The sequence below is a fragment of the Guptibacillus sedimenti genome (genome assembly GCF_028610665.1).
Classification (GTDB): Bacteria; Bacillota; Bacilli; order Bacillales; family Guptibacillaceae; genus Guptibacillus; species Guptibacillus sedimenti.
The window spans coordinates 1,290,809-1,315,775 of sequence record NZ_JAQQWV010000001.1; the positions used below are offsets into that span (position 1 = coordinate 1,290,809).

Annotated in this window: 22 protein-coding genes, 1 pseudogene and 1 other annotated feature; of the genes and pseudogenes, 20 read left to right on the forward strand and 3 right to left on the reverse strand. The window is 40.9% G+C overall.

Annotated elements, in window-relative coordinates:
* Positions 1 to 514: 514 nt before the first annotated feature.
* The 6 genes from ruvA (at position 515) to yajC (ending at position 4,954) form a co-directional block, all read left to right on the forward strand.
* Positions 515 to 1,117, forward strand: a complete 603-nt coding sequence (ruvA, locus tag PQ578_RS06255) for a Holliday junction branch migration protein RuvA (protein ID WP_273832650.1) — start codon at positions 515 to 517, stop codon at positions 1,115 to 1,117.
* Positions 1,118 to 1,129: 12 nt separating this feature from the next.
* A complete protein-coding gene (ruvB, locus tag PQ578_RS06260; protein WP_098444387.1) occupies positions 1,130 to 2,128 on the forward strand; it encodes a Holliday junction branch migration DNA helicase RuvB in 999 nt (332 codons plus the stop codon).
* 2 nt (positions 2,129 to 2,130) lie between these two features.
* A complete protein-coding gene (locus PQ578_RS06265; protein ID WP_273832651.1) occupies positions 2,131 to 2,328 on the forward strand; it encodes a DUF2905 domain-containing protein in 198 nt (65 codons plus the stop codon).
* Positions 2,329 to 2,455: 127 nt separating this feature from the next.
* On the forward strand, positions 2,456 to 3,502 hold the full coding sequence (gene queA, locus PQ578_RS06270; RefSeq protein ID WP_273832652.1) for a tRNA preQ1(34) S-adenosylmethionine ribosyltransferase-isomerase QueA: 1,047 nt from the start codon (positions 2,456 to 2,458) through the stop codon (positions 3,500 to 3,502).
* The gene (gene tgt / locus PQ578_RS06275; protein ID WP_098444384.1) at positions 3,499 to 4,641 is read left to right on the forward strand and encodes a tRNA guanosine(34) transglycosylase Tgt; all 1,143 of its coding nucleotides are present in this window, start codon (positions 3,499 to 3,501) and stop codon (positions 4,639 to 4,641) included. The genes queA and tgt overlap by 4 nt, the downstream gene beginning before the upstream one ends.
* A gap of 40 nt (positions 4,642 to 4,681) precedes the next feature.
* Positions 4,682 to 4,954, forward strand: a complete 273-nt coding sequence (yajC, locus tag PQ578_RS06280; RefSeq protein ID WP_098444383.1) for a preprotein translocase subunit YajC — start codon at positions 4,682 to 4,684, stop codon at positions 4,952 to 4,954.
* 37 nt (positions 4,955 to 4,991) lie between these two features.
* Here the strand turns inward: yajC and PQ578_RS06285 are convergent, their stop codons facing one another.
* Complete coding sequence (locus PQ578_RS06285; protein WP_179886254.1) at positions 4,992 to 5,381, reverse strand: TIGR04086 family membrane protein; 390 nt, start codon at positions 5,379 to 5,381, stop codon at positions 4,992 to 4,994.
* Between the two features lie 127 nt (positions 5,382 to 5,508).
* On the opposite strand from PQ578_RS06285, the gene PQ578_RS06290 reads away from it, so the two are divergent.
* Both PQ578_RS06290 and PQ578_RS06295 read left to right on the forward strand, forming a co-directional pair.
* A complete protein-coding gene (locus PQ578_RS06290; RefSeq protein ID WP_273832653.1) occupies positions 5,509 to 6,798 on the forward strand; it encodes an ArsB/NhaD family transporter in 1,290 nt (429 codons plus the stop codon).
* A 104-nt stretch (positions 6,799 to 6,902) separates the two neighbouring features.
* On the forward strand, positions 6,903 to 7,568 hold the full coding sequence (locus tag PQ578_RS06295) for a YetF domain-containing protein (RefSeq protein ID WP_273832654.1): 666 nt from the start codon (positions 6,903 to 6,905) through the stop codon (positions 7,566 to 7,568).
* A gap of 55 nt (positions 7,569 to 7,623) precedes the next feature.
* Here PQ578_RS06295 and spoVB read toward each other — a convergent pair whose 3' ends face one another.
* On the reverse strand, positions 7,624 to 9,177 hold the full coding sequence (gene spoVB / locus PQ578_RS06300) for a stage V sporulation protein B (RefSeq protein ID WP_273832655.1): 1,554 nt from the start codon (positions 9,175 to 9,177) through the stop codon (positions 7,624 to 7,626).
* 120 nt (positions 9,178 to 9,297) lie between these two features.
* Between spoVB and PQ578_RS06305 the strand changes: the two genes are divergently transcribed.
* The 9 genes and pseudogenes from PQ578_RS06305 (at position 9,298) to dtd (ending at position 19,656) form a co-directional block, all read left to right on the forward strand.
* A complete protein-coding gene (locus PQ578_RS06305; RefSeq protein WP_273832656.1) occupies positions 9,298 to 9,783 on the forward strand; it encodes a COG2426 family protein in 486 nt (161 codons plus the stop codon).
* A 74-nt stretch (positions 9,784 to 9,857) separates the two neighbouring features.
* Positions 9,858 to 10,115 (forward strand): post-transcriptional regulator, encoded by a 258-nt coding sequence (locus PQ578_RS06310; RefSeq protein ID WP_273832657.1) that lies wholly within the window; start codon positions 9,858 to 9,860, stop codon positions 10,113 to 10,115.
* Positions 10,116 to 10,223: 108 nt separating this feature from the next.
* A pseudogene (secDF, locus tag PQ578_RS22390) lies at positions 10,224 to 12,438 on the forward strand (protein translocase subunit SecDF).
* 130 nt (positions 12,439 to 12,568) lie between these two features.
* Positions 12,569 to 13,477: a cation diffusion facilitator family transporter gene (locus PQ578_RS06325; protein WP_224883809.1), complete on the forward strand. Its 909-nt coding sequence runs from the start codon at positions 12,569 to 12,571 to the stop codon at positions 13,475 to 13,477.
* A gap of 35 nt (positions 13,478 to 13,512) precedes the next feature.
* Entirely contained in the window at positions 13,513 to 13,848 is a 336-nt protein-coding gene (locus PQ578_RS06330; RefSeq protein ID WP_098444375.1) for a LapA family protein, read from the forward strand.
* A 127-nt stretch (positions 13,849 to 13,975) separates the two neighbouring features.
* Positions 13,976 to 16,330 (forward strand): single-stranded-DNA-specific exonuclease RecJ, encoded by a 2,355-nt coding sequence (gene recJ, locus PQ578_RS06335; protein ID WP_273832659.1) that lies wholly within the window; start codon positions 13,976 to 13,978, stop codon positions 16,328 to 16,330.
* Positions 16,331 to 16,843, forward strand: coding sequence for an adenine phosphoribosyltransferase (locus tag PQ578_RS06340; RefSeq protein ID WP_098444373.1), 513 nt, complete (start codon positions 16,331 to 16,333; stop codon positions 16,841 to 16,843).
* A gap of 187 nt (positions 16,844 to 17,030) precedes the next feature.
* A complete protein-coding gene (locus PQ578_RS06345) occupies positions 17,031 to 19,193 on the forward strand; it encodes a RelA/SpoT family protein (RefSeq protein ID WP_420541535.1) in 2,163 nt (720 codons plus the stop codon).
* Between the two features lie 19 nt (positions 19,194 to 19,212).
* The gene (dtd, locus tag PQ578_RS06350) at positions 19,213 to 19,656 is read left to right on the forward strand and encodes a D-aminoacyl-tRNA deacylase (RefSeq protein ID WP_273832662.1); all 444 of its coding nucleotides are present in this window, start codon (positions 19,213 to 19,215) and stop codon (positions 19,654 to 19,656) included.
* 72 nt (positions 19,657 to 19,728) lie between these two features.
* Here dtd and PQ578_RS06355 read toward each other — a convergent pair whose 3' ends face one another.
* On the reverse strand, positions 19,729 to 21,159 hold the full coding sequence (locus tag PQ578_RS06355) for an N-acetylmuramoyl-L-alanine amidase family protein (RefSeq protein ID WP_273832663.1): 1,431 nt from the start codon (positions 21,157 to 21,159) through the stop codon (positions 19,729 to 19,731).
* A gap of 131 nt (positions 21,160 to 21,290) precedes the next feature.
* Here PQ578_RS06355 and PQ578_RS06360 point away from each other — a divergent pair, with 131 nt between their 5' ends.
* From PQ578_RS06360 to aspS, 3 genes are all read left to right on the forward strand, one after another.
* A complete protein-coding gene (locus tag PQ578_RS06360) occupies positions 21,291 to 21,464 on the forward strand; it encodes an RNA polymerase subunit sigma-70 (protein WP_098444369.1) in 174 nt (57 codons plus the stop codon).
* Between the two features lie 68 nt (positions 21,465 to 21,532).
* Positions 21,533 to 21,757: a binding site (T-box leader), on the forward strand.
* A 101-nt stretch (positions 21,758 to 21,858) separates the two neighbouring features.
* Complete coding sequence (gene hisS, locus PQ578_RS06365; RefSeq protein WP_273832664.1) at positions 21,859 to 23,139, forward strand: histidine--tRNA ligase; 1,281 nt, start codon at positions 21,859 to 21,861, stop codon at positions 23,137 to 23,139.
* A 2-nt stretch (positions 23,140 to 23,141) separates the two neighbouring features.
* A complete protein-coding gene (aspS, locus tag PQ578_RS06370) occupies positions 23,142 to 24,929 on the forward strand; it encodes an aspartate--tRNA ligase (RefSeq protein WP_273832665.1) in 1,788 nt (595 codons plus the stop codon).
* The last annotated feature ends 38 nt before the right edge of the window (positions 24,930 to 24,967 follow it).

The window sequence follows — 24,967 nt, forward strand, 5'->3', positions numbered from 1 at the left end:
CTGCGATATTTCACTCTTTCACAAAAACACAAAAAACGTGTTCTCGTTCAAGAGCTCCAATATCTCCGTTTCTAAACGCTCGTCTCCGCTTTTCGTGTCTAGCTACACGGGCCAAATCCTCCGGCTGTTTCGCCCTTTCGATTGAGACAAAAAGCGTCTCATTCGAAAGGGCTCCAACATCCTGCGGATTTAAACGGGCCCGCTCCGCTTTTCGTGTCTAGCTGCGACTCGCAGAAACTGCGATATTTCACTCTTTCACAAAAACACAAAAAACGTGTTCTCGTTCAAGAGCTCCAATATCTCCGTTTCTAAACGCTCGTCTCCGCTTTTCGTGTCTAGCTACGCGGGCCAAATCCTCCGGCTGTTTCGCCCTTTCGATTGAGACAAAAAGCGTCTCAGTCTCATGGGCTCCAACATCCTGCGGATTTTAACAGGCACGCTCCGCCTTTCGTGTTTTTATGGTAGAATGGAGAGATAGAAATACACGTTCGTATGTACAGGGGAGAGAGTAGCTTTGATTGAATATATTAAAGGCACGGTTGAATATATTGATACAGAATACATTGTGGTGGAGTCCAATTCGATTGGCTATAAAATCTACTGTGGCAATCCGTTTGAGTTTCAGAAATATCGAAATCAATCGATTCAAATTTTTACGCACCATTATGTGAGAGAAGATCTTATTGCTCTTTATGGTTTCCCAACCCGAGAAGAGCGTCTTTTGTTTGAGAAACTGTTAAATGTATCAGGGATTGGTCCTAAAGGAGCGGTTGCTATTTTAGCGACTGGCGAACCGGACAAAGTAGTTAGTGCCATCGAGATGGAAGATGAAAAATTCTTGACGAAGTTTCCTGGAGTAGGAAAGAAAACAGCTCGTCAAATTATCCTTGATTTAAAAGGAAAGCTGAAAGGTTTTGGAGCTCCAATCGAAGGGTTATTTGCAGTTGAAGATGTGCAAGGAGAAGGAGCTCATGAACTTGATGAAGCGCTTGAAGCATTGAAAGCACTTGGCTATGCAGACCGAGAAATTAAGAAGGTTAAACCAAAACTGTTAGAAGAAACGCTAACAACCGATCAGTATATTAAGAAAGCTCTTCAGCTTATGCTGAAGCAATAAGGAGGGAGTAACGTGGAAGATCGCATTCTATCTGGAGAACAAGTCGGTGACGACTCATCCGTAGAATATAGCCTCCGTCCTCAGCGATTAGCTCAGTATATTGGACAAGAAAAAGTCAAGCGAAATCTTGAAGTCTTTATTGAAGCGGCAAAAATGCGTGAAGAGCCTCTGGATCATGTTTTGTTATATGGTCCTCCAGGCCTCGGTAAAACGACCCTTTCCGCTATCATTGCTAATGAGATGGAAGTAAATTTGCGTACAACTTCAGGTCCTGCCATCGAACGACCAGGTGATTTAGCAGCTATTTTAACGGCCCTTGAACCTGGAGATGTTTTATTTATTGATGAAATTCATCGTCTTCCAAGAAGCGTAGAAGAAGTGCTTTATCCCGCAATGGAAGATTATTGCCTGGATATTGTGATTGGAAAGGGTGAAACGGCCAGGTCCGTTCGACTGGATCTACCACCATTTACACTTGTCGGTGCGACGACAAGAGCAGGGTTATTAACGGCCCCTTTACGGGACAGGTTTGGTGTCTTAAGCAGGCTTGAATATTATCTAGAAGATGAATTACAAACGATTATCATGAGAACAGCTGATATTTTTAATGTAGAAATGGATCAGAATGCCGCTGTTGAACTAGCGCGTCGCTCTCGCGGAACACCGCGAATAGCTAATCGTTTGTTAAAGCGAGTAAGAGATTTCGCTCAAGTAAAAGGCGATGGAGTCATCTCGTCATCGCTTGCTGCACAAGCGCTAGAGATGATGCAGGTGGATCCGCTCGGACTCGATCATATTGACCACAAGCTTCTGTTAGCGATTATTGAAAAGTTTCGTGGTGGACCTGTTGGCGTTGATACGATTGCAGCCACCATTGGAGAAGAAAGTCATACGATTGAAGATGTGTATGAGCCTTACCTTCTTCAAATTGGATTTCTACAGCGCACGCCGCGTGGACGAATGGTGACGCATCATGTATACGAACACTTTGGTATGGAGGTTCCGAAGTAAAGATGGGCATTTCAAAGCTATTTATCGTTTTAGGTATCGCTTTTTTAGCTATTGGGGTCTTGTGGTCCTTTGTCGGTAAGTTACCTGGTGATGTGGTAATTAAAAGAGGAAACACAACATTCTTTTTTCCTATCGTTACTTCTATCATCGTTAGTATTGTCCTGTCACTACTCTTTTTTATTATAGGTAAGTTCAGATAAGGGGGAGCTTTCCAACCGTCAGTTACAAGCTGGGGGAAGGAGACCTGCCCCTTAAGGGTGCGCGGATCGGTAGTGCTGTGGTAAAATCAATAAAGTTGAACACTTTTTAGAAATAGTGGTGAAAAAAATGAACGTAAATGATTTTGATTTTGAGCTTCCAGAAAGATTAATCGCGCAAACCCCGTTAAAAGAGCGGACAAAATCGCGATTGATGGTTTTAGACCCATTAGAGCAAAAGCTTCAGCATAGAGAGTTCTCCAATTTGGAGGAATACATCAATCCTGGCGATTGTCTTGTCTTGAATGATACGCGGGTGATGCCGGCAAGACTATACGGTTCAAAAGAGGAAACTGGTGCCAAGATTGAAGTTCTCCTGCTTAAGCAAATGGAAGAGGATAAATGGGAAACGCTTGTTAAACCTGCCAAGCGAGTGAAGCCAGGCACGGTAATTTCATTTGGCGATGGCCGTTTGACAGCCGTATGCAAAGAGTCTTTAGAACACGGTGGCCGTGTACTGGAGTTTCAATACGAAGGGGTTTTTTATGAAATCCTCGATCAGCTTGGTGAAATGCCACTACCTCCATATATTACAGAAACGCTTGATGATCAAGATCGTTATCAAACCGTTTTTGCCAAGCATAGAGGGTCTGCTGCAGCGCCAACTGCAGGACTGCATTTTACAGAAGAAATGCTTCAACGTCTTGAAGACAAAGGCGTTTATATAGCCTTTATCACGCTACATGTTGGGCTAGGTACATTCCGACCAGTTTCTGTCGATAATATTCTTGAACATGAAATGCATGGGGAATTTTATCAGCTGACGAAAGGGACGGCGGACCTTTTGAATCGAGTTCGTGAAGATGGAGGTCGAATTGTTTCAGTTGGCACAACCTCGACAAGAACGCTTGAGACGGTGGCTTCAGCCCATGACGGCCGTTTTGAAGAATCATCAGGTTGGACTGATATCTTTATTTACCCTGGTTATACGTTTAAAGCAATCGATGGACTGATTACTAACTTTCACCTGCCTCAGTCAACATTGATCATGCTCGTAAGCGCCCTTGCGGGAAGAGATTTTGTGCTTTCTGCTTATCGTACTGCTGTTGAAGAGGAATACCGATTCTTCAGTTTTGGTGATGCAATGTTGATTTTGGAAGGGAGTACGAAAGAATGACGGAACCAATCCGCTATGAATTAATTAAAACATGTAAACAAAGTGGCGCGCGCCTTGGGAAGCTTCACACCCCCCATGGAACGTTTGAAACCCCAATGTTTATGCCAGTTGGAACACTTGCAACTGTTAAAACAATGAGTCCTGAAGAATTGAAAGAAATGGGTGCAGGGGTTATTTTGAGTAACACCTATCATCTTTGGCTTCGACCAGGACACGATATTGTAAAAGAAGCGGGTGGTCTTCATAAATTTATGAACTGGGATCAGCCAATCCTAACTGATTCTGGTGGCTTTCAAGTATTTAGCTTAAGTGACCTCAGACAAATCGAGGAAAAAGGTGTTCACTTCCGAAATCATATGAGTGGTGAGAAGCTTTTTCTTTCTCCTGAAGGCGCAATGGAAATTCAAAATGCACTAGGTTCTGATATTATGATGGCATTTGATGAATGCCCTCCATATCCAGCAGAATTTGATTATATGAAGAGTTCTGTAGAGCGGACTAGTCGGTGGGCAGAACGTTGTTTAACGGCTCATGAACGGAAAGATATCCAGGGGTTGTTCGGTATTGTACAGGGTGGCGAGTACGAAGATTTAAGGAAACAAAGTGCTGAGGATCTTGTTTCACTCGATTTTCCAGGTTATGCAATCGGAGGTCTTTCTGTTGGAGAACCAAAAGATGTGATGAATCGCGTGTTAGATTTTACAACACCTCATCTTCCAACTCACAAACCGCGTTATTTAATGGGAGTGGGTTCACCTGACTCTCTGATTGATGGTGCAATTAGAGGAGTGGACATGTTCGATTGTGTTCTTCCAACGCGGATTGCTCGTAACGGGACGCTTATGACAAGTAACGGTCGTCTTGTTGTTCGAAACGCGAAATATGCACGAGATTTCCGTCCCCTTGATGAAAATTGTGATTGTCACGTTTGCCGGAATTATTCAAGAGCTTACATTCGTCATCTTGTAAAATCAAATGAAACTTATGGCTTTCGCTTAACGACTTACCATAACCTTTATTTTCTGTTAAACTTGATGAAGCAAGTTAGACAGGCGATTATGGATGACCGTCTTCTAGACTTTAAGGCTGAGTTTTTTGAACAGTATGGGTTTAATAAACCAAATGCGAAAAACTTTTAATCCATAGATTGTGTAACTGCTGGAAAGGGGTGAAATGAGTATGAGTTCTACGTTAATGAATTTAGTCCCACTTCTATTAATGTTCGCGATTTTCTATTTCCTTTTGATTCGCCCGCAACAGAAGCGTCAAAAGAAAACGAAAGAAATGCAAGCAAGCCTAGAAAAAGGGAATAAAGTTGTAACCATCGGTGGAATGCATGGTATTATTGATGCAATGGACGAAGGTACAATTACAATCCGCACAACTGACGGTACAAAAATGGTGTTTGACCGAGCGGCAATCCGTGAATCAATCACTGAAAATAGCAAGTAATTGAGAAGAGCGTCCTCTATGGAGGGCGCTCTTTTTTCTAGGCTTCTCGATGCTTGCCACCTTTAACATTCACCCCAATAATTCCTCCAAGAATGCAAATGAGGCCGTAACCAGCATGATAAAGTAGCTGCTCGAGGTTCATGTTTACGCGATATCCCAAGTATTGAATGAGGAAAAGAAGCATGATATACATACAAGCTGTTCCTCCGCCAAGTAGCCAACCGCGTTCCCCCCCTTTGCCTCCAGAAATAAAACCTCCAATAAAAAAGGCAATCACAGTCGCTACAATAATGAGTGGACTAATTCCTTTTTCAGATACCGAAGAGAAGCGAAGAATTAATGAAAAAAGGACGCTAGTCGCAAGCACAATAACAATAATCGCAAGTAAGCCAGACCCCATACTTGAGAATGCGTGTTTGGATCTCATTTTCCTCCCCCTTAAACGAGATAGTTTGTACATTCTATTCGACTACGGAGGAATTAGAAGTCTATTCATGAATTCGGACAGCCCGTCATACGATGTTAGAAACGGGACAGGGAAGGGGCAGTATGGATTGGACATAATCATTGCGCTCACCATATTTGTTCTTGCTTATATAGGCATCATTACAGAAAAAATCAATCGTGCTATCGTCGCATGTGGCGGCGGACTGCTTATGTTGCTGGCGGGGATTACAACCACTGATTCAGCTTTTATGAACCACGTTGATTGGAATACGATCGCCCTCTTGTTTTCTATGATGATACTGGTTTCCATTACAAGTCAAAATGGACTATTTGAATATATCGCGATTAAGCTTGCCCAACAGGTGCAGGGGAAGCCTTTGCCGCTCCTCGCTGTTATAGGTACTTTAACTGCAGTTGGATCTGCCCTTTTAGATAACGTTACAACCGTTCTTCTACTTGTCCCAATAACGCTGACGTTAACGAAAATTTTAAACGTTACAAGCATGCCCTTTTTAGTAACGGTAATCCTATCATCCAATATTGGAGGAACGGCAACATTGATCGGTGATCCGCCTAACATTATGATTGGTCAGGCAGTTGACCATCTTGAATTTAATGATTTTATTTATAACTTAGCCCCGATTGTTGTGGTCATTTATGCTGTTATCATAACAGGTCTTTTGTTTTTTTATCGGAAAGGATTAATCGTAGATGATTCGTATCGACAGTCATTGTTGAAAATCGATGCGTCTCAGTATTTGAAAAAAGGACCTTTGCTCTATAAGTCTTCAGCCGTATTACTTATGACAATTACTGGTTTTCTTTTGCACCCTGTCTTACATACTGAATTAACGAATATTGCGATGGCGGGGGCAGTTCTTTTACTTTTGATTACTCAAAAAGAGCATAAGGTGGAAGAAGTTTTTGAATCGATTGAATGGGTGACGTTATTTTTCTTTATGGGTCTTTTTATCCTTATTGGTGGATTAGAGGAAGTAGGCATTATTGATGAAGTTGCCAGGACGATTCTTTTATATACTGAAGGTGATTTGCCTAAGACCTCCCTTATTATTTTGTGGGGAGCAGGTATTCTCTCTGCCTTTTTAGATAACATTCCATTTGTTGCAGCCATGATCCCGGTGATTTCAGAATTCTCTGGGTACGGAATGACGAACCTTGATCCGTTGTGGTGGTCGCTTGCCTTAGGTTCATGTCTTGGTGGGAATGGAACGTTAATTGGAGCTTCTGCTAATGTTGTGGTGGCTGGTCTTGCGTTAAAAGACAACCAAGAAGTAAGGTTCATTGCTTTTCTCAAAATTGGATTACCCGTCGTTTTCATCTCGCTTGTTATTAGTACAGTCTACATTTATTTCAGATATTTACTTCCCTATTACTAGGGAAGTTTTTTAGTTTTGCTATACAACATTTCCAATACATTCCCTCATGTAGAAACAAAACGTGGTTAAACTAAACAAAAGAAGCTTGAAAGGAGGGATCAGGGATGGAATATATAACCATTATACTTAGAACGCTTGTTTTATATTTTGTGATTATTTTCGTTTTTAGAGTGATGGGAAAGCGGGAAATTGGTCAGCTAAGTATTCTTGATTTTGTCGTTTCTATTATGATTGCAGAGCTTGCCGTCATGTCAATTGAAGATCCACAGACACCGATGCTTAATACGATTGTTCCAATGGTTGTGCTTGTATTAATACAAATACTTATGGCTTTTGTTTCACTTAAAAGTGAGAAAGTACGGGAAATCGTGGACGGAAAGCCTTCTGTGTTAATTGATCGGGGTAAAATCGATGAAACGGAAATGAGAAAACAGCGATATAACTTTGATGATTTGCTGGTTCAATTGCGAGAGAATAACATTGCATCTGTTTCAGATGTTGAGTTCGCGATCCTTGAACCCTCAGGCAAGCTGTCGGTCATCAAAAAAGAGGAGGATAATAAACAAGAAGAGCCTGCAACTTTAATGCCTCTTCCCCTTATCCTTGATGGAAAAGTTCAGGAGGAACATCTTGAGCGAATTGGAAAAACAGCGCTATGGCTTAGACAAGAGCTTAGAAAAGTTGGGCATAAAGATATAAAGCGGATTTCATTTTGTTCCCTCCATAAAAATGGAAGTTTTTTTATTGATTTGAAGAATGAGAAAAAGTAACCGTCACGGTTACTTTTTCTCTGTATGGATGCAGTTTAAAATAGGCTTAATTATATTAGTGAATGAATTTCCCAATGAATGGCATTCTTCTTAAATCATGTCGATTAATAAGTCCAAGCAGTAGTAAAATGACAAAATAAATGATTGATGTGACCGAAATAGCTAAGACCGTACCGAGTAGATCGGTGGAAGACGAAGAGAAGGTTTGATAAAGAAAATGTCCGGCAAAACCAGTTGCTATAATGGATGTTACGCCTTTTAGTAAATCACTTACAACAAGAGAAAAACCAATTGCCTTCACAAGAGTGGCAAAGTGGAGAAGAGTTACGAGAAGAATGCCTATTACAATTGCAAGAGCCGCGCCCATAATGCCTAACTCAGGTCGAGAAGCAAGAAAGAAGATCGCAAGTAGTTTAACGCCCGCTCCAATAAAACTATTGATCATAGCAGCCTTAGCTAAATCTAATGCTTGTAGGGCGGCTGCAAGCGGACCCTGAAAATAATAGAAGAAAAAGAAAGGAGCCATAACTTGTACATAGATGGCGACGTGAGGGGCGTTGTACATGATATCCATTAATGGAACGGCAAAGATATATGTGATGACTACCGAAAGTCCACCAGCCACCATGGATAGTCGGATTGCTTGACTTAACCGGTGTTGAATTTGTTTATACTGCTTTTGAGCATGTGCTTCACTAATTGCGGGTACAAGTGATACCTGCAAAGAGTAGGTGATGAAGGTAGGTAGAAACAACAGTGGTATAGCAAGACCAGTTAAGTGACCGTATTGTTTTGTGGCAAGCGTTGTGGCAACTCCAGCGATGGCAAGGCTTCGTGCCACCATAATCGGTTCAAAAAAATAAGAGAGAGATCCTATCAATTGACTACCAGTTGTCGGTAGCGAAATCTTCATTAAACTGTTGAAAGTCCCTCTCCCGCCTTTTAAATAGTTGAAAAATCCACTTCTTATTTTAATCCGCTTTTTCATTTTAAACATGGAAAACATAAAGAGAAGCGAGGCGAGTTCTCCAAGCACTACGGAAATCATTGCACCTGCTGCCGCGAATTCGACACCATAAGGTAGAAACGCGCCTGTAAGAACTGCAACGAGACAAATGCGTACAATTTGTTCAATTACTTGTGAATAAGCAGACGGTCTCATGTTCTGTAATCCCTGGAAATACCCTCTAAGCACTGAAGAAAGAGCCACAATTGAAACAACAGGGGCGATAGCCACAAGCGGATAAAATGTGCGCTCATCTGTGAAAACCTCTTTTGACAAAAATGGAGCTGCAAAGATCATCATCGTCGTAAAAATAACGCTAAGCACAGTCGTAATCGAAAGCGATACAATTAAAATTTGTTTGATTTTCTGGCGGTTACCTTCTGCATCAGCTTCAGCTACCATTTTTGAGATCGCAACAGGAAGTCCCATGCGTGTTAGCGTTATTGTTAGTATTAAAGTAGGAACGGCCATCATATAAAGACCGACACCTTCTTCACCCATCACACGAACCATCACAATACGGTTAATAAAACCTAAGACTTTCGTAATTAACCCGGCTAAGATGAGAAACAGTGTCCCTCTAAGAAAGGTTTGCTTTGACATATACTCCCTACTTTCTATCCAGAATACACCTGAGAAATTGTAGAAAAGTCTAGATATTTTTTATCACTATGTATATGCTTATTAGGGGACAAAGCATGACAGGCATATAGGAGTGTTTTAATGAAAGAAGAAATTAAACAGTTTGTTGTAGAGAACCTTAGTTTTCTACCTCAGGAAGTGATTGTCGTAGTGATCTCTGCACTTCCAATATTAGAATTGAGGGGCGGACTCCCTCTTGCTCATACTTTTGACTTTTCTTTTCTTAAGGCTTTTTCATTAAGCCTTCTAGGAAATGCGTTACCGATTATTCCTTTGCTTCTTCTGTTTCAGCCGTTAAGTAACTGGTTGATGAGATTTAGCTTGTATAAACGGTTTTATGATTGGCTTTATCATCGAACGATTAGCAAAAGTAAGAACGTTGATAAATATGGTGCGATTGGACTTATTTTGTTCACCGCTGTCCCTCTTCCGACGACAGGAGCTTACAGTGCGTGTGTCGCCGCAGCTCTATTTACAATCCGTTTTAAATATGCTTTTCTTTCCATCCTTACAGGGGTCATTATTGCAGGACTTGGTGTAGGAGCAGCAATCTATTCAATTTTTTAAATAGAGCTGTCATTTTTCACGTCGTCGATTAAGATCTCTGGCATGTAAACGATTCTAAGAAAGGAGACCGAGAGATGAATGAGTGGAAGAAGGAAGTATCTCCAGCTCTTGAAAGCAAGCGGGATGAATTTTTATTGTTAGGTTATAATGGCGCAATTATGGACGAAATCTGGGAGTGTCTCCTTGCTCGTTTTGAAAGAAACAATGAGTTGGAAGAGATGAAATTACACCAGTTGGTAAACGAGATTATGCGTTTATCAGTTAATGAGTATATGAACTGGTTAACAATCCATGCTTATAAAGGTACGAAAACGTTTGAAAGCAAAGCCTAAAAAGACTGAAATTGACAGAAAAATTCATCATTCGATATAATAGCTAGTACTGTGTAAGATGTGATTTACATAAGCAAGAATGTTGGGGGTTTAGAGAGGAGTTTTTTTATGGTGAAAAAAGGCAGGATCGTAGCGTTTTTTCTGATCGTCCTTTTGCTTGGCGGATTGATTGGAACAACCGTCATGGGTGTAACAAAAGACATTAAACTAGGTCTTGACCTGCAAGGTGGGTTTGAAGTCCTTTATGAAGTAGAACCTGCTCAAGAAGGCCAGGAACTTAGTCAGGATTTATTAAACAGTACAGTAAGTGCCCTGTACAAGCGTATTAACGTACTAGGGGTTTCAGAACCTCGTATTACGATCGAAGGCGAAGATCGAATTCGCGTGCAGCTTGCTGGGGTGAAAGATCAGAATCAGGCTCGTGAACTTCTGTCTACACAGGCGGAGCTAACATTCCGCACAACGGACGATGAGGAGAAGATGAGCGGTGCTGATCTGAAAGAAGGAGCGGCAAAGGTTGTTTTTGATAATAACCAACCCGTCGTTCAAGTAACCCTAAAGGATCCTGAGAAATTCGCAAATATTACGCGAGACCTTAGTCAATTGCCCCAGCCGGATAATCGACTAGTGATCTGGCTTGATTATGAGGAAGGCGATTCTTATAAAGAAGAAGTGACAAAGCCGGCTGATGAACAAAAATTCATTTCCGATCCAGCTGTCAACCAGGTCCTTTCTCAAAATACTGTAGTCATTTCAGGGCCACCTTTCCAACTTGAAGAAGCTGAAAACCTAAAAGAGCTTTTAAACGCAGGTTCTTTACCGGTTCAACTAGAAGAGATTTATTCAACTTCAGTTGGTGCACAGTTCGGCGAACAGTCTCTTGATAAAACGGTTATTGCAGGATTTATTGGAGTTGGGTTAATTTTCCTATTTATGCTATTTTATTACCGTTTACCAGGGGTAATTGCGGTGATTACATTAACTACGTATATCTATTTGATTCTTGTTGTCTTTAATTGGATGAACGCAGTATTAACTCTCCCTGGTATTGCTGCCCTTATTCTCGGGGTAGGTATGGCGGTTGATGCGAATATAATTACGTATGAACGAATTAAAGAAGAGATTCGTTCAGGTAAATCGGTCATGTCCGCCTTCAAAGCTGGGGGAAGACGTTCCTTTACAACGATTTTTGATGCGAATATTACAACTTTAATTGCTGCCAGTGTTTTATTTGCTTATGGAACAAGCTCAGTAAAAGGATTTGCAGTAATGTTAATCACGAGTATCGTCGTTAGCTTTTTGACTGCCGTTTGGGGTTCGCGAATTCTTCTCGGCCTATGGGTCAAGAGCAGGGCACTGAATAAAAAGCCCGGACTTTTTGGCGTAAAGGAGAGTGAAATCGATGAGCTCTAAAGTAAGAGATACCAAGTTTGATTTTGTCAAACATCGGAATAAATTTTTTGCGATTTCACTTGCTTTGATCGTTCTTGGTGGGTTAGCAATTGCGATCTTTGGATTGAATCTTGGCATTGATTTTTCAAGTGGTTCTCGAGTAGATCTTCAATCAGATAGTAAGCTAACAACTGAAGAAGTAAGCAAAAAATTCGAGGAGCTTGGGTTTGACCCTGAGTCCGTCACGCTTGCAGGTGGTGGTGAAATGGCAGTAGCCGCCTTCAAAGATGAGCTTGGAAAAGACGAAATTGCAGAAATTAAAAATCATTTCACAGAACTTTACTCTGTTGAACCAAGTATTAGTACCGTTTCTCCAGATGTAGCAGTAGATTTAGCAAAAAATGCATTTATCGCCCTTGCGATCGCATCTGTAGGGATTATTATCTATGTGGCCCTGCGTTTTGAATGGCTTCAAGGTGTAGCGGCGATTGTTGCGCTATTCCATGATGCATTCTTCATCATTGCGGTCTTTAGCATTCTGCAGATAGAAGTTAATATTACATTTATTGCGGCAGTGCTAACGATTGTTGGTTATTCCATTAACGACACGATTGTGACATTCGATCGCATTCGTGAAAATATGAAGTTCGAGAAGAAAGTGAAGACGTTTGAAGATGTAGCACGTGTCGTGAATAAAAGTCTTGTTCAAACGCTTGCTCGTTCGATCAATACCGTCCTTACGGTTGTCTTTGCGGCAGCGGCCTTAACAATCTTTGGAGGGGAAGCAATTAGACCATTTGCAATTGCGCTATTGATTGGTCTCGTTGCAGGTACTTATTCCTCTCTCTTTATTGCTTCTCAACTATGGGCAGTATGGAAAGGGAAGCAATTAAAAAAGAAAAAGTTTACTCCTGCTGAAACTGAAGTTTGAGAGGTGGGACACCTTTAGAAGAAAAGCCATGGCTAAGCCATGGCTTTTGCGTGTCAAAAGCGGGGTGTGAGATTTTCAAATACGGGAAAAGCTATATTGATAATGAATTGGAATTGTAAGAGGTGGAGAAATGAATAAGGAAGAACGGTTTCGTAAAGCAGAAATTGCAGCGATTGTTGGAATTCTAGGAAATATTATTCTAGCTGTGTTAAAAGGGGTTATTGGCTCAATCTCCAACAGTCGAGCCCTTATTGCCGATGCGGCACACTCGGCTTCAGACGTGGCTGGATCATTTGCTGTTTTTGTAGGATTGCGCGCAGCGAAACTGCCGCCAGATAAAGATCATCCTTATGGTCATGGGAAGGCGGAATCGATCGCAGCAATTATCGTAGCGGTTTTATTATTATTGGTCGGAGTAGAAATTGGCATTAGTTCTGGAAAAGCTATTTTCAATCCGATTGAAGCTCCAGGAACGCTTGCACTATATGGTGCTTTGATTTCAATCATAGTAAAAGAAGTGATGTTTCAATATAAGTACCGATTGGGTAAAAAGATAAAAAGTGATGCACTTATCGTAAATGCATACGAACATCGTTCTGATGTCTATTCTTCAATTGCTGTTTTAATCGGGATTGCGGGAGCAATTTTAGGAAGCAGGCTTAACTTACCATGGTTAATTTATGCGGATCCTATTGCAGGGATATTTGTATCCGTGCTGATTGCAAAAATGGCTGTTAAACTTGGTTTTGAATCGATTCATACGACGCTTGATCATGTGTTGCATGAGGAAGATACAATTGAGTATAAAGAACTGATTATTAGAATGCCAGGCGTTGTGAACCTTGATGAGTTTTATGCTAGAGAGCATGGGCACTATGTTATTATTGATATGAAGTTAGGCGTGGACCCAGAAATTTCCGTTAAAGAAGGTCACGATATCGGTAAAGCGGTGAAAGAACGCCTTCTTGAAGAGGATGAGGTTCATGACGTATTAGTTCATATCAATCCTTTTGAACCGAAGGAAAAAAAGAGTGAGTAATGGAATAGGTATTGGAGTAGAGGAGGTAGATTAAGTTGAAAGGACAATGGGGATTAGTCGTAGCACTTTTATTTGCCCTGATTATTGCTGTTTTTTCAGTTGTGAATGTTGATCCAGTTCAAGTGAATTACGTATTTGGTACATCGGATTGGCCGCTCGTTCTGGTTATTTTAGGATCGGTACTAATGGGAGCCATACTTGTTCTTGGTTTTGGGATGGTCAAATATTATAAACTGAAGAGAGAGCTTAAAAAGTTACAAAAAGAAAATGAGAAATTAAAATCTGAGCCGATCGCTACTGAAACCAAATCAGTGCATACGCCACTTGACGGAGAAGCGATGGATGAAGGTACAGGTACGGATGGAGAGTAACGAAATAGCCCTGAGTGAGATCGGGGCTTTTTTTAGTGAAGAGAAATCATTAAGCAAGATTCCTCTCCTTGAACTATAGTCAAACCTATGTAAACTATATATAATGAACAGGTTAAGAGGTGATTCGATGTTAAGATCTAAAACGCGCTGGAAACTTGCTGAAACAGATGAAACAAACATTGATCGGCTCCAGAGTGAACTAGGAATTTCTCGACTTGCTGCTTCGCTTTTAGTGAATCGAGGTATTAGTGGAGAAGAGGAAGCTAGAAGGTTTTTATATAAAGAGAATTTAGCCTATCATGACCCGTTCCTCATGAGTGGAATGAAGGAAGCGGTTGAAAGAATTCAACAAGCCATCGTGTCGAATGAGCGAATTCTAATATTTGGGGATTATGATGCGGATGGAGTTAGTAGTACAACCATCCTGGTTTATACGTTACGAGAGCTTGGTGCAACCTTCGATTATTATATTCCAAATCGCTTTACAGAAGGATATGGACCAAATGAAGCGGCCTTTAGGCAGGCGAAGGAAGATGGTTATCATCTCATTGTAACGGTTGATACTGGTATTTCTGGTGTCCATGAGGCAGAAGTTGCAAAGGAAATCGGTGTTGATCTCATTATTACAGATCATCACGAGCCACCTCCTGTACTTCCTGATGCTTATGCGACGATTAATCCCAAGAAACCGGGATGCACTTACCCCTTTAAAGGACTTGCAGGTGTGGGCGTTGCGTTTAAATTATCACAGGCCTTACTTGGTCGGATTCCAGGACATTTACTTGAGATTGCAGCAATGGGTACTATAGCAGATTTAGTTCCGCTTCAAGATGAGAATCGTCTTCTAGCAAGTGAAGGAATACGAGCACTTCAAAATTCTAATAAACCCGGCATTAAAGCGCTCTTAGATGTATGTGGCTTGAAAGATCAGGAATTAAACGAAGAGCATCTTGGTTTTGGAATAGGACCAAGATTAAATGCTGCAGGACGTTTAGATAGTGCAGATCCTGCTGTTGAACTGCTTACAACAGATGATCCGTTACTAGCAGAGCAACTTGCTTCTGATATTGATGCTCTGAATAAAAACCGTCAAGAGCTTGTAAACACAATGACGAAAGAAGCGATTGAAGAAGTTGAAACAAATTATATAAGTGATGAAAGCAATCGCGTCTTGATTATTGCGAAAGAAGGATGGAATGCAGGGGTAATTGGAATTGTCGCTTCTCGACTTGTTGAGAAATATTACCGTCCAACGATTGTGATGAGTATTGACCGAGAGAAAGGTGTGGCAAAAGGCTCCGCACGTAGTATTGAGGCATTCGATATGTTTGCGAATTTATCTGAATGTAGAGATATTCTTCCACATTTCGGGGGTCACCCAATGGCAGCCGGGATGACGATTGATTTGGATTACTTGGAGCAACTGCGCACTAGATTGAATAACCTGGCTATAGAGAAGTTAACGGAAGAAGATCTAACTCCGCTTACAAAAGTGGATCTTCATTGTCGCGTAGAAGATGTAACGCTCGAAACGATTGAAGAGATGAATCTTCTTGCTCCCTTTGGTGTGAGCAATCCAAAGCCAGTTGTTATGCTCAAGGACGTTCATTTATCTCAAATCAGAAGAATAGGTAGTCAGGACAATCATCTTAAGGTAGGTCTTGAGGAAAATGGTACAACGCTTGATGGCGTAGGATTCCATTTTGGCTATGCTTTTGAAGAAATTGCATCAAGGGCAGCGGTGAGTGTCATTGGTCAGCTCTCTGTCAACGAATGGAATGGGCTTCGAAAGCCACAAATTTTCGTGAAAGATATCGCAGTTAATGAGTGGCAGCTTTTTGATTACAGAGGCATACGTGATTTAAAGAAACGTCTGGAAACTTTGCCGCTAGATAAGTTAGTGATGGTAGCTTTTCAGAGCAATACGATCTCAAAACTAGGCCTAGAAAAATGGAAAGAATACGTCATTACTGATCCATCAGATAGAAACGTTTCGTTTGATCAAAAGTATGTCATGTTGCTTGATCTACCTGATTTAGAAGAAGACCTTGTGAACCTTTTTCGCTCAGGCGGTATACCAGATCGAACTTATGTGGTATTTGAGCATGAGGAAGATCATTTTTTCTCAACTTTACCATCACGTGAGGATTTCAAATGGTATTATGCTTTTTTAATGAAAAAAGGAAGCTTCCATTTACGAGACGCAGAAAAGCTCGCTAAACATAAAGGGTGGTCAAAAGAAACGGTGCCTTTTATGTCAGAGGTGTTTTTTGAGCTAGATTTTGTTACAATGGATAATGGACTGATTTCTCTAAATCCACAATCTGTCAAAACTGAATTAACTTCTTCTAAAACGTATAGGAGTAAGCTTGAAAAAGCAAAGCTCGAAAACGATTTTTGCTATTCCTCCTATCATGCTTTGAAAAGTTGGTTCGATCAATCAGTTAATTGTTTCAATAGCACTGAGGAGGCCATAAAGTAAATGAATTACAAAGATTATATTGCAGTAGTTGAAGATTATCCAAAAGAGGGGATTCGTTTTAAAGACATTACACCCCTCATGCAAAATGGAGAAGCTTACAGTGCTGTCGTAAATGACATAGCGGACTTCGCTAAAGATAAAGATATCGATGTTATTGTTGGACCAGAAGCACGAGGGTTTATCGTGGGATGTCCTGTAGCTTATATTCTCGGCATTGGTTTTGTACCAGTACGAAAAGAAGGAAAACTTCCGCGTGAAGTAGCAAAAGTTGACTACGGTCTCGAATACGGTAAAGACGTCCTAACGATTCATAAGGACGCTATTAAACCAGGACAAAGAGTATTGATTACGGACGATTTACTTGCTACCGGCGGCACGATCAACGCGACAATTGAACTGGTAGAAATGCTTGGAGGAGTCGTTGTAGGACTTGCTTTCATGATTGAGCTTTCATACCTCGAAGGTCGTAAAAATCTTGATCGTCATGATATCTTTACATTAATGACATACTAAAGAATGGAGTGTCCGAATTGCCGGACGCTCTTTCTCTTTATGAACCATTATCAAGGTAATCTGGTCGTTACTCATTAGGAAAAACGACATTTTTCTCTTAATCTCTTTACATGCTGCCTTTTTTTAACGATAATAGAAGCAATATACCAACAGTAATCAAGGTGATTTGATGACGATAGAAGAAGTGATGGAAAGAGCGGAGCAGTATTTGTCTGAAGACGATCTCTCCTATCTTAATAGAGCATATGAATACGCGCGAAACGCACATGAAGGCCAGTACCGTAAATCGGGTGAACCCTATATTATTCATCCTATTGAGGTTGCTGGCATTCTTGTGAATCTTGAAGTGGACCCCGTCACAGTTGCAGGGGGCTTTCTTCATGATGTCGTCGAAGACACCGACGTAACGCTTGAGCAAATATCTGATGAATTCAGTCCTGAACTCGCTATGCTTGTAGATGGCGTAACAAAACTGAAGAAAATTAAATATAAATCAAAGCGCGAGCAGCAAGCAGAGAATCATCGAAAAATGATGATTGCTATGGCTCAGGATATTAGGTGTATTCTCATTAAACTGGCAGACCGTCTTCATAATATGCGAACGTTGAAGCACATGCCAAAAGAAAAACAAATGCAAAAGGCAAATGAGACCTTAGAAATTTTTGCGCCTCTTGCGCATCGTCTTGGTATTTCCACGATTAAGTGGGAACTCGAGGATACAGCGCTTCGTTATTTAAATCCACAGCAATATTATCGCATTGTGAATTTAATGCAGAAGAAACGAGCCGAACGTGAAGGATTTGTACATGAAGTAGTGGATGAAATTCAAGAACGTGTCAAAGAAGTATCGATCGATGCTGAAATTTCTGGGCGCCCGAAGCACATTTATAGCATTTATCGAAAGATGGCAAAGCAGCATAAGCAATTCAATGAAATTTATGATTTACTGGCTGTCCGCATTGTTGTAAATAGCATTAAGGATTGTTATGCCGTTCTTGGCATTATTCATACTTGCTGGAAGCCAATGCCTGGTCGATTCAAAGATTATATTGCAATGCCAAAAGCGAATATGTATCAGTCGCTTCATACGACGGTGATTGGTCCAAAAGGTGATCCGCTTGAGGTGCAGATTCGAACGTCTGATATGCACAAAGTTGCTGAATACGGGATTGCCGCGCATTGGGCTTATAAAGAAGGCGATCAAAATCAAGTGAATAGTTCTTTTGAGAAAAAGCTTTCTTGGTTCAGGCAAATTCTTGAATGGCAAAATGACGTTTCAAACGCTGAAGAGTTTATGGAGTCTCTTAAAATTGACTTGTTTAGCGATATGGTTTTTGTTTTTACCCCTAAAGGCGATGTGTTTGAATTGCCGACAGGATCAGTTCCACTAGACTTCGCATATCGGATTCATACGGAAATTGGGAATCATTGCATTGGCGCAAAAGTAAATGGCAAAATGGTCCCGCTTGATCATCGATTAAAGACCGGGGATATTGTGGAAGTCCTAACATCGAAACACTCATATGGTCCTAGTAAAGACTGGCTGAAAATTAGTCAAAGTTCTCACGCTAAGAACAAAATTAAGCAGTGGTTTAAGAAAGAAAAGCGTGAAGAAAATGTAGTGAAAGGCCGGGAGCTAGTTGAAAAGGAAATAAAAAATCATGGCTTTGAATTAAAAGCCGTCCTGACTTCAGATAACATTGCGAATGTCTCGAAGAAATTTAATTTTACAAGTGAAGAAGATATGTATGCCGCAGTCGGGTATGGTGGTATTACGGCCGCTCAAATTGCAACAAGATTAACCGATAAAGCGCGTAAGGAACGAACGAAAGAGCAGGAAGAAGAGCTTGCAAAATCCATTATTGAGGGGAAAACGCACTCACCTTCTAAACCGCTAAAACGAGCGGAGTCAGGAGTGCGCGTAAAAGGAATTGATAACCTGTTAATTCGTCTTTCGCGATGCTGTAACCCTGTTCCGGGTGATGATATTGTCGGTTACATTACGAAAGGAAGAGGTGTTTCCATTCACAGAAAAGACTGTCCGAATGTGAATGAAGATAACGCTCAAGAGCGTCTTCTTGAAGTTGAATGGGAAAGCGACTCTCCTAAAAGTTATAACGTTGATATTGAAATCAGTGGTTTTGATCGACGTGGTCTTTTAAATGAAGTCCTGCAGGCCGTCGCTGAAACCAAAACGGATATGACATCCGTTTCGGGTCGATCGGATAACAATAAAATGGCTACGATTAGCATGACTGTTTCTATTAGGAATACCGCTCACCTTCAGAAAGTCGTTGAGCGTGTGAAGCGAATTCCAGATATCTATGCTGTGCGTAGGATTATGCAGTAAAGTAGAAAGGAAGTTCTTCATGAAAGCCGTTATACAACGTTCCAAGTATGCATCAGTCACCGTGAACGGAGAGACGACAGGTAAGATTGATTCGGGTCTTGTCGTCCTTCTGGGGGTCACTCACGAAGACACAAAGGAGGATGCGGCATATCTTGCTTCAAAGATTGCCAATCTACGCATATTTGAAGATGACAGTGATCGTATGAATTTATCTGTTAAAGATAAAGGCGGTGCCATTCTTTCGATTTCACAGTTCACTTTGTATGGAGATTGCCGTAAAGGAAGGCGTCCGAACTTTATGAAAGCAGCAAAGCCTTCTGAAGCAGCCGTTCTATATGAGAAGTTCAATGAGCTACTTAGAAAAGAAGATCTCGACGTACAGACTGGAATATTCGGTGAAATGATGGATGTTCAGCTTACGAATGATGGGCCTGTTACCCTAGTGATTGAAAGTAAAGAATAGGTAAAAGCCGCGATCCTTTTGGACGCGGCTTTTATTTTGTTACTTCTTCATGTTTAAATGTTTTTAGGAAGATTATTGTAAAAATGCAAGAATTCCATTAGAAATTTCATTCGTAATGTTATTTTGATAAGTCGACTTGTTCACTAATTGCTCTTCCCATGGGTTGGAAAGAAATCCAAGTTCTAGTAGAACGGAAGGCTGTTGATTATTTCGAAGGACATAGTAATTGCCAAAACGTATGCCGCGATCTCGTAGAGAAGTATCGTCGCCAATCTCAGCATGAATGGATGAGGCAAGTGGCATATCCGCTTCCTCATAGTAATAAGTCGTTGTGCCATTTGCCGTTGGATCGACAGTGCTGTCGAAATGAATGCTGACAAAAGCATCTGCCTGGTGTTGCTCAGAAATTATAGTTCGTTGTGCAAGTGAGATAAATGTATCATCTTCTCTTGTTAGAATCACTTCTACACCTGCGTTTTTTAATTTCTCAGCAATTGTGTTCGTTGTTTTGAGAGTAATGATTTTCTCAAGCGTAGTAATTCCTAAAGCTCCGCTATCAAAACCGCCGTGTCCAGCATCTAGTACGACTGTTTTTCCTGACTTTAACTTGGGAGAAGTGGAAAGCCTTGAGGCAGTTGAAACGACCCAATCTGCTACGTAAGCTGAACGGCCATCATCAAGGAGTATACGATACCATTCACCTTCTTTTCCATCTATTTGATAGCGCTCCTGGACCGACGCTTGCTTGATGACGTCATTGCTTAAGGCAGGTCCGCTTCTAAGGTTTGTTGCGTGGTATAAAATCGTCACAAAGCCTGCCTCTTCCTTCTTATTCGTGTTTTGTAAATATGTAGTATCCACCCATCCTAATTGTCCGTTTTCATATCGAATATAACTCCAATTGTTTTGTGTTTTGATTTCTTCAACGACAGAACCTGAAGGAAGCTGAGATAAAATGCGGTTTTCTGTCCCAGGCATTTCTCGAACATTTAATAGTCGTGTGATGACTTCTTTTTTTATACTGGAATTGTTTGCATTATCTTGTGTTGTTGAATTTACTAACCATGAAGCCACCCAACCTGTTTGACCGTTGTAATCGATTGAAATCCAATCACCATCGATCTTTAACACGTTCCATTCGCTTTCTTGGGAAATACTCCCGATAATTTTGTGCTCTTTTCCTGAACCAGCTCGTACTTGTAAATCAGCTACGGTGGATCGAATGGTTTGTTCGGTCTGTGAATCAGTCATTAACGTTGCGAACCTGCTGGCTACCCAACCTTTTTTCCCGGTAGGAAGTTCTACATATAGCCAATTATCTTGACTATCAATGATTGTTGCTTTGTGACCTTGGTGCACTTGAGTAATGATTGTGGACGAAATAGATGGTTCTGAGCGCACATTAACGGTTTGTTCAAAAATTGCACGAGTAGCCGCTAAAGCTGTATGAGGAATAAAAAGGGCTATTAGTAATAAGCTCAGAATAAAAATCAATCTTTTCAATGGAAATCTCCTTTCAATAAATCTTAGCTTAGATAATTTCTTTATCGGATGAAAAGATTCCTTCGTTTAGTTGTAAAACCTTTACTTTTTGGTGAAACTAAGAAAATACTACACGAAGAGGGTGAGCTTTCATGCGATCGACAAATAAAGAAATGATGAGCTACAACATGTCGCAACCGGAATTTGGGGTCGACTTTCATGATTTTCTACAAAAAGAGCAGTGTTTGTCAAATATGGAACTCGCGGAAGAATTTGGGCTGTCTCTAAAAAGTGTAAAGATCATGAAACAAAAAATGAAACGTTAACACAAGGAATCCCCTTGACAAAAAAAAGGCTGACTCGTATGATAGAAAACAATTCAGTAAATCGATACGAAGCTCCGTTGAGGAAGAAAAGTAAAAAAATACCGGGTTGAGCAGAGAGGAAATGCCGTTAGGCTGAGAGCATTTCTCGATACCGCTTTTTTGAAAGACACTTCCAAGGATCGCCTCCGAACAGTTAACTCAGTAGGGGGCGACGTAGACAGGCGTTAACTGTTTCAAGCGGAAGGATACGTCCTTCCATTAGGGTGGCACCGCGGGTAACTCTCGTCCCTGAATTTCGATTCAGGGATGGGAGTTTTTTTGTATCCAAAAAAGGTACCACTCGTTCAGTTTCGCAGTGGAAAGCTTCTTACTGGTGATTAAAGGAGGATAAAGAATGAGTTTTCAAATTCCTAGGGGTACTCAGGATATTGTTCCTGGTACATCAGAGTTATGGCAATACATTGAAAATAAGGCGAGAGATATTTGCCGTAGATACAATTATCATGAACTTCGCACACCAATCTTTGAACATACCGAGTTATTTCAACGCGGAGTAGGTGATACAACAGATATCGTCCAAAAAGAAATGTACACATTTGAAGATCGAGGAAATCGTAGTTTAACACTTCGTCCTGAGGGCACTGCTTCAGCCGTTCGTGCTTATGTTAATAATAAAATGTACGGTTTACCTGAGCAGCCGGTTAAACTGTATTACATTGGTCCGATGTTTCGATATGAACGCCCACAATCAGGTAGAATGAGACAATTTGTTCAGTTTGGTATTGAGGCGCTTGGTAGTAACGATCCTTCCATTGATGCTGAAGTTATTGCCCTTGCGATGGGACTTTATCAGGAATTAGGGTTAAAAAAGCTTAAGCTTTACTTAAATAGTCTTGGTGATAAAGAAAGTCGTGAAGCTCATCGTAAATCACTAGTGGATCACTTTGAACCGAGAATCGGAGAGTTTTGTAGCGATTGTCAAAGTCGTCTTGAAAAAAATCCTCTTCGTATTCTTGATTGTAAAAAGGACCGTGACCATGAATTGATGGCAACTGCGCCTTCAATCATTGATTACTTAAACGAAGACTCAGCAACTTATTTTGCAAATGTAAAAGAAGCGCTCGATCAAATGGGAATTGATTATGTTCTCGATGATCGCCTTGTTCGCGGGTTAGATTATTACAACCACACTGCATTTGAGATCATGAGTGATGCGGAAGGATTTGGTGCCATAACCACGCTTAGCGGTGGTGGTCGCTACAATGGCCTAGTTGAGGAGATGGGTGGTCCATCAACTCCAGGAATTGGCTTTGCCATGAGCATTGAGCGCTTATTAATGGCGTTAGAAGCAGAAGGCGTAGAATTACCGATTGAAAAGACAATTGATTGTTATGTTGTCACAATGGGGGAGGAAGCGCAAAAAGTTTCGAACGGCCTTGTTCAAAAACTTAGAAAAGCCGGACTTTCAACGGAACGTGATTATCTTGATAAGAAGATGAAAGGTCAGTTTAAAGCGGCTAACCGTCTACATTCAAAATATGTCGCTATTCTAGGCGATGAAGAAATTAAAAAAAATGAAATTAATATAAAAAATATGAACACTGGTGAACAAGAGGCGATTAGCCTTTCAGAAGTTGATACCTATCTTTGTAGGAAATTAAAGGAGGAAGTTTAAGAATGATCGGAAGAAGTCACTCATGTGGAAAGATTCGTGAAAACGAAATCGGAGAAATAGTAGAATTAAAAGGATGGGTTCAAAAACGTCGCGATCTTGGTGGGTTAATTTTTATTGATTTTAGAGACCGTTCTGGTATTGTTCAGGTTGTTTTCAATCCGGATTTATCAAAAGAAGCGCTAGAACTTGCTGAGAATGTCAGAAATGAATATGTGCTAGGCATTACAGGGAAAGTAGTAGCGCGTGCAGAAGGAACGGTTAATCCCAATTTACCAACTGGTTCGATTGAAGTACATGCTGAATCACTTGAAATTCTTAATGCGGCTAAAAACCCTCCCATTAGCATCGCGAATGATGTAGAGGTTGGAGAAGACATTCGCTTAAAATATCGCTATTTAGACCTACGACGTCCGGTTATGCAAGAAACATTCAAACTTCGTCATCGTACAACGAAAGTGATACGTGATTTTCTAGATCAGAATGAATTTCTTGAGATTGAAACTCCGATGCTAACAAAGAGTACGCCTGAAGGTGCTCGTGACTATTTAGTGCCTAGCCGTGTGCACGATGGAGAGTTTTATGCACTTCCACAATCTCCCCAGCTGTTTAAACAGCTGTTAATGGTTTCTGGATTTGAACGTTATTACCAGGTTGTTCGCTGTTTCCGTGATGAAGATCTTAGAGCGGACCGTCAACCGGAATTTACACAGGTTGATATTGAAACTTCATTCCTTCCCAAAGAGGATTTAATTGCTATGATGGAAGAAATGATGAGCGCTGTATTGAAAGAGACGAAAGGCATCGAAATAAAGACACCTTTCCAGCGTATGACTCATGCTGAAGCAATGAATCGCTATGGATCAGATAAGCCAGACACACGCTTTGAAATGGAGTTTGTTGATGTATCTGAACTCGTGAAGGACTCTGATTTTAAAGTGTTCTCTGGAGCAGTTGCTTCTGGCGGAGCAGTAAAAGGCATCAATGCGAAAGGCGCTGCTAGTGCATATTCCCGCAAAGATATTGACGCATTAACGGAGTATGTGAAAACATATAAAGCAAAAGGACTTGCATGGTTGAAGGTAGAGGAAGATGGTTTGAAAGGACCTATTTCTAAATTCTTTGATGAATCACAAGCTACTCAACTAAAAGAAGCATTTGACGCTGAAGCAGGAGACCTCCTACTCTTCGTAGCTGACAGTAAATCTGTTGTTGCTGATAGTCTTGGTTCTCTTCGTACAAAGCTTGGTAAAGATCTTGGCCTTATTGATTATTCGAAGTTTAACTTCCTTTGGATTATGGACTTCCCGCTTATGAGTTATGATGAGGAAGCAGATCGTTATTTTGCGGAGCATCATCCATTTACAATGCCATTGAAAGAAGACCTTCATCTCCTTGAAGAAGCCCCTGGCAAAGTACGTGCAGATGCATATGACCTTGTACTCAATGGTTATGAGCTTGGCGGTGGTTCTCAGCGTATTTTCCAACGTGATATTCAGGAAAAAATGTTTAAAGCACTAGGCTTTACAAAAGAAGAGGCAGAAGCAGAGTTCGGTTTCCTTCTTGAAGCATTCGAATACGGAACACCTCCGCATGGCGGAATTGCTTTTGGACTTGATCGTCTCGTTATGTTGCTTGCTGGAAGAACGAATCTTCGCGATACAATTGCTTTCCCTAAAACAGCTAGCGCGAGCTGCTTGTTAACGGAAGCGCCGTCTCCTGTTAGTGAAGATCAGTTGAAAGAACTACATCTAGAACTAGCTAAGAAGCCAGTTGCCGCTGAGAAAGAATAAAAATAATAAAAAGGACCTAATCCTCGAAGATTGAAATC